This window comes from Streptomyces sp. NPDC028419, from assembly GCF_055565515.1.
This window is the reverse complement of the sequence record NZ_JBVHUE010000012.1, coordinates 148,067-162,365: the sequence shown is the minus strand read 5'-3', so window position 1 is coordinate 162,365 and position 14,299 is coordinate 148,067. Positions and strand designations below refer to the sequence as shown.

The 14,299-nt window shown below is 70.4% G+C and carries 18 protein-coding genes and 1 pseudogene; 7 read left to right on the top strand and 12 right to left on the bottom strand.

Annotated features, from left to right (window positions below; genetic code table 11):
• The first annotated feature begins 106 nt into the window (after positions 1-106).
• On the top strand, positions 107-280 hold the full coding sequence (locus ACZ4UB_RS16715) for a hypothetical protein (RefSeq protein WP_468070780.1): 174 nt from the start codon (positions 107-109) through the stop codon (positions 278-280).
• A 288-nt stretch (positions 281-568) separates the two neighbouring features.
• Here the strand turns inward: ACZ4UB_RS16715 and ACZ4UB_RS16710 are convergent, their stop codons facing one another.
• From ACZ4UB_RS16710 to ACZ4UB_RS16685, 6 genes are all read right to left on the bottom strand, one after another.
• The gene (locus ACZ4UB_RS16710; RefSeq protein WP_468070778.1) at positions 569-1,360 is read right to left on the bottom strand and encodes an ABC transporter permease; all 792 of its coding nucleotides are present in this window, start codon (positions 1,358-1,360) and stop codon (positions 569-571) included.
• Positions 1,357-2,358, bottom strand: coding sequence for an ATP-binding cassette domain-containing protein (locus ACZ4UB_RS16705; protein ID WP_468070776.1), 1,002 nt, complete (start codon positions 2,356-2,358; stop codon positions 1,357-1,359). The genes ACZ4UB_RS16710 and ACZ4UB_RS16705 overlap by 4 nt, the downstream gene beginning before the upstream one ends.
• 41 nt (positions 2,359-2,399) lie before the next feature.
• Positions 2,400-2,726 (bottom strand): DUF1048 domain-containing protein, encoded by a 327-nt coding sequence (locus ACZ4UB_RS16700; RefSeq protein WP_468070774.1) that lies wholly within the window; start codon positions 2,724-2,726, stop codon positions 2,400-2,402.
• Position 2,727: 1 nt separating this feature from the next.
• The gene (locus ACZ4UB_RS16695) at positions 2,728-3,084 is read right to left on the bottom strand and encodes a DUF1048 domain-containing protein (protein WP_468070772.1); all 357 of its coding nucleotides are present in this window, start codon (positions 3,082-3,084) and stop codon (positions 2,728-2,730) included.
• Entirely contained in the window at positions 3,081-3,407 is a 327-nt protein-coding gene (locus tag ACZ4UB_RS16690; RefSeq protein ID WP_214346405.1) for a PadR family transcriptional regulator, read from the bottom strand. Before ACZ4UB_RS16690 ends, ACZ4UB_RS16695 begins: the two co-directional genes overlap by 4 nt.
• 171 nt (positions 3,408-3,578) lie before the next feature.
• The gene (locus ACZ4UB_RS16685) at positions 3,579-4,358 is read right to left on the bottom strand and encodes a MerR family transcriptional regulator (protein WP_468070770.1); all 780 of its coding nucleotides are present in this window, start codon (positions 4,356-4,358) and stop codon (positions 3,579-3,581) included.
• A 6-nt stretch (positions 4,359-4,364) separates the two neighbouring features.
• Here ACZ4UB_RS16685 and ACZ4UB_RS16680 point away from each other — a divergent pair, with 6 nt between their 5' ends.
• Positions 4,365-4,649 (top strand): hypothetical protein, encoded by a 285-nt coding sequence (locus tag ACZ4UB_RS16680; protein ID WP_468070768.1) that lies wholly within the window; start codon positions 4,365-4,367, stop codon positions 4,647-4,649.
• Between the two features lie 57 nt (positions 4,650-4,706).
• On the opposite strand, the pseudogene ACZ4UB_RS16675 reads toward ACZ4UB_RS16680, so the two are convergent.
• Together ACZ4UB_RS16675 and ACZ4UB_RS16670 are read right to left on the bottom strand one after the other, a co-directional pair.
• Positions 4,707-4,994 (bottom strand): annotated as a pseudogene (locus tag ACZ4UB_RS16675) (diaminopimelate decarboxylase); the annotation flags it as partial.
• Positions 4,995-5,064: 70 nt separating this feature from the next.
• Complete coding sequence (locus ACZ4UB_RS16670) at positions 5,065-5,736, bottom strand: CBS domain-containing protein (protein WP_468070766.1); 672 nt, start codon at positions 5,734-5,736, stop codon at positions 5,065-5,067.
• Positions 5,737-5,982: 246 nt separating this feature from the next.
• On the opposite strand from ACZ4UB_RS16670, the gene ACZ4UB_RS16665 reads away from it, so the two are divergent.
• The gene (locus tag ACZ4UB_RS16665) at positions 5,983-7,071 is read left to right on the top strand and encodes a zinc-dependent alcohol dehydrogenase family protein (RefSeq protein WP_468070764.1); all 1,089 of its coding nucleotides are present in this window, start codon (positions 5,983-5,985) and stop codon (positions 7,069-7,071) included.
• Positions 7,072-7,112: 41 nt separating this feature from the next.
• On the opposite strand, the gene ACZ4UB_RS16660 is transcribed toward ACZ4UB_RS16665, so the two are convergent.
• Entirely contained in the window at positions 7,113-7,736 is a 624-nt protein-coding gene (locus ACZ4UB_RS16660; RefSeq protein ID WP_468070762.1) for a CBS domain-containing protein, read from the bottom strand.
• Between the two features lie 106 nt (positions 7,737-7,842).
• On the opposite strand from ACZ4UB_RS16660, the gene ACZ4UB_RS16655 reads away from it, so the two are divergent.
• The 3 genes from ACZ4UB_RS16655 (at position 7,843) to ACZ4UB_RS16645 (ending at position 11,022) form a co-directional block, all read left to right on the top strand.
• Positions 7,843-8,280: a hypothetical protein gene (locus ACZ4UB_RS16655; protein ID WP_468070760.1), complete on the top strand. Its 438-nt coding sequence runs from the start codon at positions 7,843-7,845 to the stop codon at positions 8,278-8,280.
• Positions 8,277-9,140 (top strand): universal stress protein, encoded by an 864-nt coding sequence (locus ACZ4UB_RS16650; protein ID WP_468070758.1) that lies wholly within the window; start codon positions 8,277-8,279, stop codon positions 9,138-9,140. Before ACZ4UB_RS16655 ends, ACZ4UB_RS16650 begins: the two co-directional genes overlap by 4 nt.
• Positions 9,141-9,306: 166 nt before the next feature.
• On the top strand, positions 9,307-11,022 hold the full coding sequence (locus ACZ4UB_RS16645; protein ID WP_468070756.1) for a sensor histidine kinase: 1,716 nt from the start codon (positions 9,307-9,309) through the stop codon (positions 11,020-11,022).
• Between the two features lie 9 nt (positions 11,023-11,031).
• Here the strand turns inward: ACZ4UB_RS16645 and ACZ4UB_RS16640 are convergent, their stop codons facing one another.
• From ACZ4UB_RS16640 to ACZ4UB_RS16630, 3 genes are all read right to left on the bottom strand, one after another.
• On the bottom strand, positions 11,032-11,721 hold the full coding sequence (locus ACZ4UB_RS16640) for a response regulator (RefSeq protein ID WP_468070754.1): 690 nt from the start codon (positions 11,719-11,721) through the stop codon (positions 11,032-11,034).
• Positions 11,722-11,788: 67 nt separating this feature from the next.
• Positions 11,789-12,274 (bottom strand): Crp/Fnr family transcriptional regulator, encoded by a 486-nt coding sequence (locus ACZ4UB_RS16635; protein WP_468070752.1) that lies wholly within the window; start codon positions 12,272-12,274, stop codon positions 11,789-11,791.
• Positions 12,275-12,554: 280 nt separating this feature from the next.
• Entirely contained in the window at positions 12,555-13,421 is an 867-nt protein-coding gene (locus ACZ4UB_RS16630; RefSeq protein WP_468070750.1) for a slipin family protein, read from the bottom strand.
• Positions 13,422-13,853: 432 nt separating this feature from the next.
• Between ACZ4UB_RS16630 and ACZ4UB_RS16625 the strand changes: the two genes are divergently transcribed.
• The gene (locus ACZ4UB_RS16625) at positions 13,854-14,291 is read left to right on the top strand and encodes a DUF1003 domain-containing protein (protein ID WP_468070748.1); all 438 of its coding nucleotides are present in this window, start codon (positions 13,854-13,856) and stop codon (positions 14,289-14,291) included.
• Positions 14,292-14,299: the final 8 nt, after the last annotated feature.

The following is a 14,299-nucleotide window of genomic DNA, read 5'->3' as shown; positions in this document are numbered from 1 at the left end:
CTACCCTCCCCTCCCCCACCTCTCCCTCCCCTCCCCCCCCCCCCACCCCACCACCCCCCCCCCCCCCCCCCCCCCCCCCCCCCCCCCCCCCCCCGATTCTCATGACGTGACCATCGACTGGCTCCCCGATCGCGGCATCCGCCGGGCGATCCTCACCCTCGGCGCGGCCGGCCTGATCGTCATCGCCACCGGCGCCCTCCTCGAGGCGCTCTGGCTGCTCGGCCTCGGCGTCTGGGCGGTGATCGCCGCGATGATGATCGAGCTCGTCTACCGCCCCTAGTGCCGTGACCGGAAAGGTTCACCGTGCCACGGCGCCCGGCACGGCACCTCGCCGCGTTGTCGGACCACGACGGTACGTCCAGTACGAGTCGCGGTCCTCCGCCTTGCGATGCGTCCCCTCGGCCCTGCGGGCCTGGGGAGGCCCCAGGGCACCGGACACCGCGACCCGGCAAACCTTTCCGGCCACGGCACTAGGTCGCCCTAGCTGCCGATGCCTCGTTTGCGGTAGTACTCCGGCGTCCGCGCCGTACGAGGAGACGGGCCGCGCCGGCCGGCGCGGTCGTCCCGGCTACTTCGGGTCGCGGTTGAACTGTGCCGTCGACCAGCGGTAGCCGAGCGCGGTCAGGCCGACGCACCAGGCGATCGCGATCCAGCCGTTATCGCCGATCTCGGTGCCGAGGAGGAGGCCGCGCAGGGTTTCGATGGCGGGGGTGAAGGGCTGGTACTCGGCGATCGGCTGGAACCAGCCGGGCATGGTGTCGGCCGGGATGAACGCACTGGAGATGAGGGGGAGGAGGATCAGCGGCATGGCCATGTTGCTGGCCGCCTCGGGGTTCGGGCTGGCCAGACCCATGCCGACCGCGATCCATGTCAGCGCCAGGGCGAAGAGCACGATGAGCCCGAATGCTGCCAGCCACTCCAGGACGGTCGCGTCCGTGGAGCGGAAGCCGATGGCCACGCCGACGGCGCCGACGAGGACCACGCTCATGACGGATTGCAGCACGCTGCCGACGACGTGCCCGATGAGTACCGAAGGGCGGTAGACCGCCATAGTGCGGAAGCGGGCGATGAGGCCCTCGGTCATATCCGTGGAGACGTACACCGCGGCCCCGATCACGGTGCTGCCGACGGTCATCAGCAGCAAGCCCGGGACGATGTAGGCGATGTAGTCGGAGCGGTCGGCGCCGCCGCCACCGATGCCCGCGCTCATCACGTCGCCGAAGACGTAGACGAAGAGCAGCAGCATCATGATCGGCGTGAGCAGCAGGTTCAGGGTCCCCGACGGATAGCGCCACGCGTGCAGCAGGTTGCGGCGCAACATCGTGTGGGAGTCGCGTACAGCGAGAGAGAGTGCGCTCATCGGGCCGTCTCCTTGGGCTGGTTGGGGACGTTGGCCGGGCTGGTCAGGGCGAAGAACACGTCGTCGAGGTCCGGGGTGTGAACGGTCAGTTCGTCCGCCTCGATGCCGGCGGAGTCAAGCCGGTCGAGAATGGAGCGCAGTTCGCGCTGACTGCCGTCGCTGGGAATGGACAGCGACAGTGCCTCGTCGTCCCGGGTGACCTCGCGCAGGGCGTCAGCGGCGGACTGGAACGCGACCGGGTCGGTGAAGCGGAGCCGGACGTGCCCGCCCGGGACGAGCCGCTTGAGCTCCTCGGCGGTGCCCTCGGCGACGATCTTTCCGTCGTTCAACACGGCAATGCGGTCCGCCAGTTCGTCGGCCTCCTCCAGATACTGGGTAGTGAGGAAGACGGTCACGCCGTCGGAGACGAGGCCGCGGATGATGCCCCACATGTTGTGGCGGGAGCGCGGGTCGAGCCCTGTCGTCGGTTCATCGAGGAAGATGATCCGCGGGCTGCCGACCAGCGTCATCGCGAGGTCGAGGCGGCGCTTCATGCCGCCGGAGTAGGTGGAGGCGGGTTTCTTCGCGGCCTCCACCAGGTCGAAGCGCTCAAGGAGTTCGCGGCCGACCCGCCGCCCCTCGTTCTTGGGCAGATGGTGCAGGCCCGCCATGAGGAGCATGTTCTCCTCGCCGGTGATCAGTCCGTCGACGGCGGAGAACTGCCCGGTGACACCGATCGCGGCACGGACCGCCTGTGGGTCGGCGGCCAGGTCGTGACCGCCGACGCGCAGGTCACCGGCGTCGGCGGTGATGAGCGTGGACAGGATCTTCACGGCGGTGGTCTTGCCGGCGCCGTTCGGGCCGAGCAGCGCGAACACGGACCCGGCCGGGATGTGCAGATCGATGCCGTCGAGGACGAGCTTCTCGCCGTAGGACTTGCGTAGTCCGACGGCGGAGACGGCGGGTGGCAACGGGCGACCGTCCGCCCATGTGGATGTGGGCATGACAAATAAAGGCATGGCGACTTCCCTTTCGAAGGCGGGGGCGCAGGCGGTGGAGGCTACTTCCCGGCCGTGCCGGGTTCCTTGTCGAGGGATTCCTGGTAGGCGTCCGCATGCGTGGGAGAGTCCTTGATCAGGTCGTCACAGAACGCCGCGACGTCACTGCCGATGAGTTGCAAGACGCCCTTGCCCGCTGCGACGCCCTCCTCGAAGAAGTCGACGATCCCGGGGAGCAGGGGCCCATCGGACAGGTCGATCGGGCCGACCTTGAACAGGTACTTCTGCATCTCCTTGTAGACGATCTGGTAGTCCGGTGGAAGGGCCTTGACCCGGGCCGTGTGCGCCCGCCACTGCTTCTTGCCCTCGATGATGTCCTGGATGCCCATGTCAGCCTCCCAGCCTGCTCAGTTTCCTGGCGACGTTCCTGTTCAACTGCTCGCGCCAGCGGTCGCGATAGGTTCGGGCCCCTTCGCCGCCGGCCAGTGCCGCGCAGAAGCCCTGGATGTCGTCGCCGAGCACCTCGTGGACGCGCTGCCCGTCCGCCGCTGTCTCTTCGAGCAGTCCCAGCGCGGCGTCGAGGATCGGCATCAGGTTGCGGCCGGTGAAGTCCCCGTGGGGGACGAGGCCGACCTTGATCTCTTCCCACGCGGCCCGGTAGTCACCCGACAGGGCGGCGGCCCGGGCTTCGAACGCCTTCCATTCCCTGGTGAGATCGCTGCCGGTGATGCTCTCCCAGAAGTTCATCGCCCGCCCTCCTTGAGCTTGTCGATGCGTGATGAGACGTACTGCCATTTCGCCCAGAACTTCGCGAGCTCCTCGCGGCCCGCGTCGTTGAGCGCGTAGAACTTGCGCGGAGGGCCGACCCCGGACGGTCGCTTCGTCACCTGGACGAGCCCGTTCCTCTCCAGCCGCAGCAAGATGGTGTACACCGTCCCCTCGATGACGTCGGTGAAGCCCAGCTCGTTCAGCTGACGGGTGATGGCGTATCCGTAGGTCTCCTCGCGGTCGATGATCTCGAGCACGCACCCTTCGAGCGTGCCCTTCAGCATCTCCGTCAGGTCGTCCATCTCACGTCTTCCTCCTTGGCGTCACCAGTACTGCGTAGTACCGAGTACGACTATACGGTATCACCGAGTAGTGGAGGGCGTCAGCAATCGGCGAGCCGCGTTCACGGGTGCCCGGGGCGCAGCCCGCCATGTCGGGACGCGCGTCGCGCGGGTCGCTCCAGGGTGCTCACGTCATGCGTTCAGGTGGGCGCGAATGAGCGAGTCGAGTCGCTCCCATGCCGGGGATGAAGCGTTGACCGTGCCCTGGATGAGGGCGGGGATCTCGGAGTCCGCACCCAGGCCGGGCAGTTCGCCGGACCCGTAGCGCTCCCGGTTCGCCTCGGCGATACGGAGGGCGAGGTCGTCGAGGCGCGGGTCGTCGGCGCCGAGGTCGTACGCGTGGTCGTAGCCGAGGAAGAGCTGCCGCAGCTTCGGGTCGGCCAAGATGTCGGCCTGGTCGTGGAACAGGGTGGTCGCGCGGTCCGGGTGGGTGGCGAACACGAGGATCCACAGGTCGCGTTGCAGGTCCACCCAGCTGGACGTGAACCCCCAACGGGCCAGGTCTTCCAGATGGGAGGAGACTTCGTCGGGAAGCGGCACCAGACGTCCCGCGGCGAGCCGGCGCAGACGGGCCTGTGTTTCCTGCAGGCGGCGGATACGGGCGTCGAGTTCGTCGTCGATCTCGCCCAGCGCCTGCCGGAGTTCCTCCTCGCCCGACGCCCTCAGGTCGCGGATGCGGGCCAGAGGGACACCGGCTTCGGTCAGTGTCCGGATCTTGATCAAGGCGACGGCGTCGCTCGCACCGTAACGCCGGTAGCCGGACGCGTCGCGGTCGGGCTCGGGGAGCAGTCCCTTGTCGTGGTAGACGCGGACGGTCTTGATCGACACTCCGATGTAGCCGGCCAACTGCCCGATGGTGATCACCCGGCCATCGTCCCACTTGACCTTGCCCCTGGGGCAGGGCTGCAGCATGGCGCCATGGACAACGCGAATGTTGATCGGGAGACCCTCCGCGAGCTGGCCGACGCGGGCAACGAGACCGCACTGGACCGGCTGGCCGATCTCGCGGACGAGGCCGGCGACCTCGCGGAGCTGAGCGACCTGTTGGACGACGGATCCCGACACGCCGGACTGCTGCTCACACGACGCGCCGCCGCGGCCGGTGACGTGCGCGAGCTGCAACGGATCTCCGATGCCGGATACGAAGAGGCCGGAACGGAGCTGGACCGGCTGCTGCAGGCACCGGGCGGCCGTCGAAGCTGACGGCCCGCCCGGCCGTCGCACCTGCCGCGCAGCCGGCGAAGGTCCTCCGCCGTGGCCTCAGACGCCGATGTCCCGGCTCCGGTAGTCCTCCAGGGTCTCGCGCCGGACGAGGAGCCGCGCCGTGCCTTCGTGGACGGCTACGACGGCGGGGCGGCCGACCAGGTTGTAGCCGCAGGACACGGACAGTTGGTAGGCGCCGGCCACAGGTACGGCGAGCAGGTCGCCGGGGTGGAGGTCGCCCGGCAGCGGGACATCGGAGGCGAGGACGTCGCCCGCCTCGCAGTGCCGCCCGACGACCGCGGCCGTACGGAGCCCCGCAGTCGAGCGGCGGCCGACGAGCCGGGGCACGGGCAGTCCCGCGGCGGCGCAGCCGTCGACGGGGGTTCTGACCAGCGATTTCTGCTGAGGCGGAGGTTCATGCTCCGGCCGTCTGCGCGGCTGACGTGGTCAGGGCGCAGTTGACGTCCACCACGCCTTCCACGGCGCGCGCGAGACGCGCCGCCACCGGAATGAGCGACGCGTCGAGGACGCCGCCGGAGAGGGTGACCACGCCGTGGCGGACGTCGACCCGCACCCGGTGCTGCGCGAGCGGGAACAGTCGGGCGACCACCTCGCGCCGTATCTCGTCGGCGAGTTCCCTGTCCGGGCGCAGGAACACCTTGAGCAGATCGGCGCGGCTGAGGATGCCCTTGAGGGTCCCTGCGGAGTCGACGACCGGCAGTCGCCTGTAGCGCTGCTCCGCCATGAGCCGGGCGGCCTGGGCCAGGGTGGCGTCGGGTCGAATGGTGACGGCGGGCGCCGTCATCAGATCCTTGGCCAGGGTCGAGCCGGCCTTCAAGGTGTCGCCCAGCCGCCGCATCTGCTCGATGAGTCCGGGGTCGTGATCGCGGAACTCCTCCTTCGGGAGCAGGTCGGCTTCCGAGACCACACCGATGACCCGGCCCGCGCCCTCGCCTTCGATGACCGGTACCGCGCCGACCCGCCACTGCTTCAGGACGGCGACGATCTCCTTGAACTCGGCGAGGGGCGTGACGCTGACGACGATTCTCGTCATCACGTCGCTGACGAGATGTGGACTGGAGGTCATGGCGTGCGGTCCTCAATGAGAAGGCGAAAAGATCCCTGGCTGTCCCGGAGACCCGCGGCCGTCCCCGGTGAAGGAGACCCCGCCATCCACCATCACACGTCCACGGCACGGGGCGGACGGGCCTCTCGGGCCCCGGTGCGGGACCGTCCGGCCCTGTCCGGGAACCGGGCGGCGGGCACAGCATGAGCTGACCTTTGCCGGAGTACGCGACGCAAGAGAAACAAGAGAAACAAGAGAGGTGGCGTCATGAAGGCACTCGTCTTCCAGGGGCCGGAGCGCACCGCGTGGCAGGACGTGCCGGACCCGGCGATCAAGGACCCCGCCGACGTGATCGTGCGCGTCGACGCCGCGACCATATGCGGTACGGACCTGCACATCGTCAAGGGGGACCTGCCGGAAGTGGTCCCCGGCCGGGTGCTCGGGCACGAGGCCGTGGGCACGGTGGTGGAGTGCGGCGGTGACGTCCGCTCTGTGCGACCCGGCGACCGGGTACTGGTCTCGTGCATCTCCTCGTGCGGCCGGTGCCGGTTCTGCCGCGAGAGACGCTACGGCCAGTGCCGCGGGGGCGGCGGCTGGGTGCTCGGACACACCATCGACGGTACGCAGGCGGAATACGTCCGGGTACCGTTCGCCGACCTCTCCGTGTACCCGCTGCCGAGCACGGTCGACAGCGCCGAAGCCGTCCTGCTGGCCGACATCTTCCCCACCTCCTACGAAGTGGGAGTGCTGAACGGCGAGGTGCGGCCCGGGGACACCGTCGTCGTGGTCGGCGCCGGACCCGTCGGACTCGCGGCCATCGCCACGGCCCGGCTCTACTCCCCGGCCCGTGTCATCGCCGTCGACCTGGCGTCGTCCCGGCTGGAGAAGGCCCGCGAGCTGGGCGCGGACGCGATCGTGAACGCGGCCGAGGATCCGGAGCGGCTCGTGGACGACCTGACCGACGGCCTCGGCGCCGACGTCGTCATGGAGGCCGTCGGCACGCCCGGGACCTTCGAGATGTGCACCCGGATGGTCCGCCCGGGCGGCCGGGTCGCGAACATCGGCGTCCACGGCAGACCCGCGACCCTGCACCTCGAAGACCTGTGGATCAAGGACATCACCATCACCACCGGACTCGTGGACACCCGCTCCACACCGATGTTGCTGCGCATGCTCGCGGCCGGACGGCTGCCGACCTCGTCGCTGATCACCCATCGGTTCGAGCTGGGACAGATGGAAGAGGCGTACGAGGTGTTCTCGCACGCCGGTGAGACGGGTGCGCTGAAGATCGTGCTGGGCGGGCCCCGCCATGACGACCTGGCCGTATCGAACCCGTCGCGCGTCCAGAGGGCGTGACTCCCCGTGCGCCAGTGGGTCAGCGGGGAAGGCCTTCTGGATCAGCGGGGAAGGTCTTCGGCGCTGCCTTCCAGCGGATTGGCGCGGGTGTCGTTGAAGCGGGCCGTGAGCCGGTCGATGACCGCGACCACACCGTCCAACTGGCCGGCGAGCAGGAGCGCGACGGGAATCTGACTGCTCTGGGGCAGTCGCCCGTCCAAGGTGACGACCCCGTCCACGACGCGCACGCTCACGGCACCGGCACTGATGCCCATCGTGTCCGCCAGCACGTCCTCGACCAGCACCCGGCGTATCTCGTGGTCCGGGCGCAGGAAGACGCGCAGCAGGTCCCGGCGCGTGACGATGCCGACCAGACGGTCCTCGTCGTCCACGACGGGCAGCCGCGCCACGCCGTACCGGGCCATGAGGCGTGCGGCCTCGGTGACCGTCTGTTCGCCGTGGACCGTGATGGCGGGTGCGGACATCAGGTGCTGGGCGGTGGGGCGGCCGTGGGCGAGCAGGTCGGTCCGCGAGACGATCCCGAGGACGCGCTCGTCCGCGTCCACGACCGGCACTCCGCTGAAGTCGTGTGCGACGAGCAGCGAGGCCACGGCGGCGAACGGAGTCGCCTCCAGGACCGAGACGACGTCGTCGGTCATCAGGAAGCCGACCTTGGCGTGCTTCATGCGGGGCCCTCCTGTTCGGCGTCGGCTCGCGGACCCGCCTCGCGGCGAACCCTCACCCGTCACCATCCGCCGGTACGGGCCCAGGCGGCGAGGGCCGAACGGGCCCGTGCCGGGACTGACCGGTCCCGCCCACCGCCCGGACCTCGGCTCCGTCGTCGTGGGCGTCGACGGATCGAGCACCGCGCCGGCCTCGGCGTTCTGGGCCGCGGCCGAGGCAGCCCGACGCGACAGCACGGCCGCTGCGGTCTGCGAGCGGTTCCCGACGCTTCACGTCACCACGGAGCACAGCCGTCGGGACCCCGTCTACGGGCTGCACCGCGTGGCGGCGCAGTACGGCACCGCCGTGGTCGGTCACCGCGGGACGGGTGGCTTCGAGGCACTGCGGCTGCTGACCGCGTGGAACATGCTCCAGTACGCCGGAGGCGCCGTCGGGGGGACGGCGATCACCCGGGTACTTCGGGCCCACCTTGGGGCACACCACGCGCACTGCCCCGCGGAGCGCATCGCGCGGCACGACGAGGAGCAGGGGAGCGACGCGTCATGACGGACATCGCCGAAGGACGGGACATCGCGGTGGGTATCGATCCGGTCGGGGGGTGGCTCCTGCCCCTGGCCTGGGCAGCCGACGAGGCACACCGTCGCCGGGTCCGCCTCCGTCTCGTCCTGGCCGTGCCCTCGCCGCACGACACCGAGCAGGTCGTCGACGACACCGCGCTGCACAACGCCGTACGCCAGGCCAGCTCGGAAGCCCTCGAGGAAGCCGCGGTCTGGGCACGAGAACGCCACCCCGGGACAGAGCTGGCGACCATCCTGCGCGACGGTTACCCGGCACCGGTGCTCTGCGCGACGTCCCGGCACACCCGCATGGTCGTCCTCGGCTCCCGGCACCTGACCCGGCCCGGGGAGATCTTCAGCGGCTGCTCCGTCGTGTTGCCCGTCGCGGCGCAGGCACACTGCCCGGTCGTCGTGGTAGCAGGCTCCGAGGGGACTGCCGAAGGCCCGGCCCATCTCGTCGTCGGCGTCGACGGCAGCGAGCCGTCGAAGACGGCCATGGGCCTGGCCTTCCAGGAGGCCGCGCTCCGGGGCTGCGAGCTGCACGCGATCTCGGTGTGGCAGCCACCGGTCTTCTCCTTCCGGAACGAGACGGCGGCCGTGGGGGCCCGGCGCCGCATGCTGGCCGAGACGGCGGCGGGCTGGGCCCATGAGTACTCCGACGTGAAGTTCACCCACGAGGTGCTGACCGGACACCCGGTGGAGCGCCTCGCCGAGGCGGCGGAGCACGCCCTGGCCCTGGTCGTGGGCCGACGGGGGAGGGGCGGCTACACGGGCATCCGGATCGGATCGGTCGCCCACGGGCTGCTGCACCGTGCGCACTGCCCCGTCATCACCGTCCCTGGCGGGTGAACGGACACCACACCCGTGCATCGGGGCATCAGCCGGACCGGAGTCGCTCCGGTCCGGCCCCTCGGGCCCGTGGCCCATGGCTGGGACCGTGACCGGCCGACGGGCGGGGGACTACGCTGAAGGCCGGGCGAGTGCGCAGCGCCCCTTGACGCCGCTGGAGGTGTCCATGGTCGGGGACGACCGCGATGCGGCGGCGAACCGGATTCCGCAACCGAGGCTGGACGCGCTCGAGGCGCAGATCACGGACGCGCGGGACACCCGGGACCGGCTGACGGGCCTGCTGGAGGCGGTCATGTCGCTGGGGCAGGAGCTGGACCTGGCCCAAGTGCTGCGGGGGATCGTGGAGGCCGCGGTGGTCCTCGTGGACGCGGAGTACGGCGCGCTGGGCGTGGTGGGGGAGGACGAGCGGCTCGCCGAGTTCCTCCCGGTGGGCTTCAGCGACCGGCTGCGGGCGCGGATCGGGGCCCTGCCCACCGGGCACGGGCTGCTGGGCGAGCTGATCCGGCATCCGCGGCCGCTGCGTCTGGGAGACCTCTCGCAGCACCCGGCCTCCGCCGGTTTTCCCGAGCACCATCCGCCGATGCACTCCTTCCTCGGCGTACCGATCCGGGTCCGGGACGAGGTGTTCGGCAACCTCTACCTGACGGAGAAGCGGGGCGGGAGGCCCTTCGACGCCGAGGACGAAGGGGTCCTGTCCACCCTCGCGGTGGCCGCCGGGGTCGCCGTGGACAACGCCCGTCTCTACGAGGAGGTGCGGCTGCGGGAGCGCTGGTCGGCGGCGAGCTCGGAGTTCACGAGCGCGCTGCTGTCGGGCTCCTCCGAGATCGAGGTGCTGGAGGGGATGCTGGAGCGGGCCCGGGACATCATCTCCGCCGAGATGTGCGTCTTCTACCAGGTGGGGCCCAGAGGCGAGCTGCGCGGCTCGCTGGCCCTGGGCATCGGTGCCGAAGCACACCGCGGGATCGTGCTGCCCGGCAGCGAGGGGATCCTGGCCGCGCTGGTCCAGGCGCAGAACGGGCTCATCACCTCGGCCGATGTCGCCACCGATGCCCGGGTCGCGGCGCAGCCGGACACCTGGACCGGCTTCGGGCCGGCCGTGGCGGTCACCGTGGGCACGAAGGCGAAGCTGCGGGGCGTGCTGATGCTGGCGCGGCGCACCGGGCGGCCGCCGTTCGTCGCGGCCGAGGTCGCGCCCCTGCCCGGCTTCGCCGGTCAAGCGGCCCTGGCGCTGGAGCTGGCCGACCGGCGGCGGGACGGCGAGCAGGTGAGTCTGCTCGAGGACCGGGACCGGATCGCCCGTGACCTGCACGATCTCGCGATCCAGCGGCTCTTCGCGACGGGGATGACCCTGCAGAGCGCCCAGCGCTTCGTGGAGCACCCCGAGGCGTCCGAGCGGCTGAGCCGGTCGATCGACGACCTGGACGAGACGATCAAGATCATCCGTACGACCATCTTCGGACTCCGTGACCACGAGACGGCGGGGAGTGCCCCGAGGCTCCGGGTCCGCGCGGTGAGCGCCGTGGGCGCGGCGGCGGCGGTACTGGGCTTCGCGCCCGCCCTGCGGATGGAGGGACTGATCGACACGGATGTGCCGGTCCCGGTGGCCGACGACGTGGTGGCCGTGCTGGGGGAGGCCCTGACCAACGTGGCCCGGCACGCGCGGGCGGTGCGGGCGGAGGTCGGGATCGTCCTGGCGGACGGCGTGCTGATCGTGACGGTGAGTGACGACGGCGTGGGCTTCGCGGAGGGTGGCCGCCGCAGTGGTCTGGGCAACCTGGCGGAGCGCGCCGAGGTCCGCGGGGGAGGACTGTCCCTCTCGCGGCGTCCGGATGGCGGCGGAACCCGGCTGGAGTGGCGGATCCCGATCGAACCCATTCCGTGAGTGCGGGCCTCAGCGGCCGGTTTCGTCGTGCTCGCGCACTTCGGCGGCGATGACGGCGGCCTGGACGCGGCGCTCGACGCCCAGCTTGGCGAGCAGCCGTGAGATGTGGTTCTTGACCGTCTTCTCGGAGAGGAAGAGCCGTTTGCCGATCTGCCGGTTGGTGAGCCCCTCGCCGATGAGCTCCAGAACGGCGCGCTCACGCTCGGAGAGCACCGTCAGCCGCTGGTCCCCGGGCGGCTTCCCGGCGGTCGGGTCCCGCAGCGAACTCATCAGCCGCGCGGTCGTCGCCGGGTCGAGCATCGACTGTCCCGTCGCCACCGTCCGGATGGCGGCGATCAGGTCGGAGCCTTTGATCTGCTTCAGGACGTACCCGGCGGCCCCAGCCATGATCGCGTCGAGCAGGGCGTCCTCGTCGTCGAAGGACGTCAGCATCAGGCAGGCGAGGTCCGGCATGCGCGAGCGCAGTTCCCGGCAGACGGTGATGCCGTCGCTGTCGGGCAGCCGTACGTCGAGCACGGCCACGTCCGGCCTGAGCGCCGGGCCCCGTGCCAGGGCCTGGGCGGCCGTGGCCGCCTCGCCCACCACCTCGATGTCGGGCTCGGAGTCCAGCAGGTCGTGCAGACCGCGGCGGACCACCTCGTGATCATCGAGGAGGAACACCCTGATGGGCATCGGGGCGGCAGCTGGTGCATCGGACATCCACGCCACACCCTCGGGTCGGGACACGTCGGAATACGTCGGGTCGGGCTGCTCGGGGACAATTGTCTCAGATGCCGCTTCCGCTGCCGTAGGGCGCGTACAGGTCGAGCAGCCGGACCTGGGCGGAGACGAGCCGGTGCGCGAGGACCTGCCCCACCCACTGCCACATCGCGGAGGTGAGCGCGGGATCCGCGTCCATCAGCGCCCGCACGGCGGCGGCGTCGAACTCGTCGGTACGCACCGGTGTCATGGCCTCGGCACCGAAGTGCCAGGTGTAGGGACGGAACAGCCAGGACCAGCCGACGAGCTCGCCGGGGCCGACCGTCTCGACCACCGCGGCCTGCCTGCCGGGCACGTGGACGTCCATGCCGACCCGGCCCGACCGGACCACCCAGAACCGGTCGGTGTGCCCGCCCTGGTTGAACAGGCGTGCTCCGGCGGGGAAGTTCACCTCGTGGGCCAGGGCCAGCAGGCTGTCGCGGTGCGCCGGGGACAGTGCGCGGGTGAAGCGGTCGGGGGAGGAGGTGAGCCGTTGGAAGGAACCTGTGCTCATGGCGTTCTCCTTTCGGGTCCGCCCCCACCTTGCGCCGCGGGCGGCCGGCCGGAAAGGGCCGTTCGGTACCCTTTCCCGACCCGGACGGCCGTCGGGCCCCGCACGGCCCTCGCAGCGGCCCTCTCGACCCCTTATCCGTCGTCTCTCCGTCGTCTTCACCGTGCGAAGACTGGTCGCCCTCAGCGGCCCCGAGATCGACGCCCTGGACGACGTACAGCTGCCACGGTGGGACCGGTCACCGCACGTGCCGGGAGCCGAGCGGCTGGCTGGCATGCGGCTCTCACACCATTTCGGGCTTCCCGTTCACGGAACCCGCGGTGATGCCGGCGACCGCTGAGGGCAGGGCCGCGGGACTGGCGGGGGCCGTGGCTCCCGCTGCCGTCGTTTCCCGGGCGAGGAAGGCGCCGAGTTCGCCGATCGTGCTCATCAGGGGGGCGGGGAAGACGACGGTGGTGTTCTTGTCCACGCCGATCTCGACGAGGCTCTGCAGGTTGCGCAGTTGCAGGGCGAGGGGGTGGGCCATCATCGTGTCCGACGCATCGCCCAGGGCCGCGGCGGCCATGGACTCGCCCTCGGCGTTGATGATCTTCGCCCTCTTCTCCCGCTCCGCCTCGGCCTGGCGGGCCATCGCCCGCTTCATGCTGTCCGGGAGCTGGATGTCCTTCAGTTCGACGAGCGTCACCTCGACGCCCCAGTCGGCGGTGGTGATGTCGAGGATCTCGCGGATGTCGATGTTGATCCGGTCGGTTTCCGAGAGGGTCTCGTCGAGGGTGTGCTGGCCGACGACCTTGCGCAGGGTGGTCTGGGCGATCTGGTTGATGGCCGCGCCCACGTTCTCAATGGCGATGACCGACTTCGTCGCGTCCACGATCCGGAAGTAGGCGACCGCGGAGACGTCGACGCTGACGTTGTCCCGGGTGATGATGCCCTGGGACTGGATGGGCATGGTGACGATCCGCAGCGACACCCGGTGCAGGACGTCCACGAACGGCACGATCAGCCGCAGGCCCGGCTCCCGGGTTCCCGTCAGCCGACCGAACCGGAACAGCACGCCCTTCTCGTACTGCCTGACGATCTTGAGCGCCATCGCCAGCCCCATCAGGGCGAAAGCGGCGAGGACGATCAGAACGAAGATCAAAGCGCCCATGGTGCTCCTCCTCAGGATCGAGGACCACGTCACGCCCGCGCGAGGTCCCTCGAAGAGAGCGAAGCGGAGAACCTTCTCCTGCTTCACCCAGAGGGCTGCGCGGGTCCGGCTGAAAGCGACGAGCTCCTCTAGCTCCAGCATCACGTAGGCCATCGGGACCCGGCAGGGACCGAGTGGGCCACACCTCGCTCGGCCGGGCGGTCCGGGCCCGCTGCGCACCGGCCGCAGGGGTGTGCCACGCCCCTGGATGGGGGCCGGTCGGCCCCTTCTGCGTCGACGGCGGGGGGGTGGAGCGTGGGCGACCCGGTCGCTGCCGGGTCGTGCCGCCCCGGCTGACGGCGGGCTCTCGCGGTATGCCGGCAACGGTGGATGGTTTGAGACGATGCGGGACGCAGGCCCGTGTCAAGGTGTTCGTCCCGAGGAGGCAGGCAGGTGGAGGGAACCGAGACCGAGGCCGAGACCGAGGCCGGGGCGCGGCATCATCCGGTGGTCATCGCACACCGTACGAGCCGTGCGGCCGACGTCCAGCTGCGCGTGGCCGACGCGATCACGAAGTTCGCCGGCTCCATGCCGTTCGTCTATCTCCACGCGATCGCCTTCACGCTCTGGATGCTGTTCGTGGAGGCCGATCCCTGGCCGATGCTGACGCTCGTCGTCTCCCTGGAGGCGATCTTCCTGTCGACGTTCGTGATGATCGGCCAGAACCGGCAGGCGGAGTTCCAACAGGCGAAGGCCGACCACGATTTCGTGGAGCAGGAGCTGGAACTCAAGACCAATACCGAACTGACCCGCGCCATCCACACGATGACCACGGAACTGCACCGACGATTGATGTCCGGCACGGAAGAGGACAGTGGGCCCTCCCGGTGAAGCCGCTC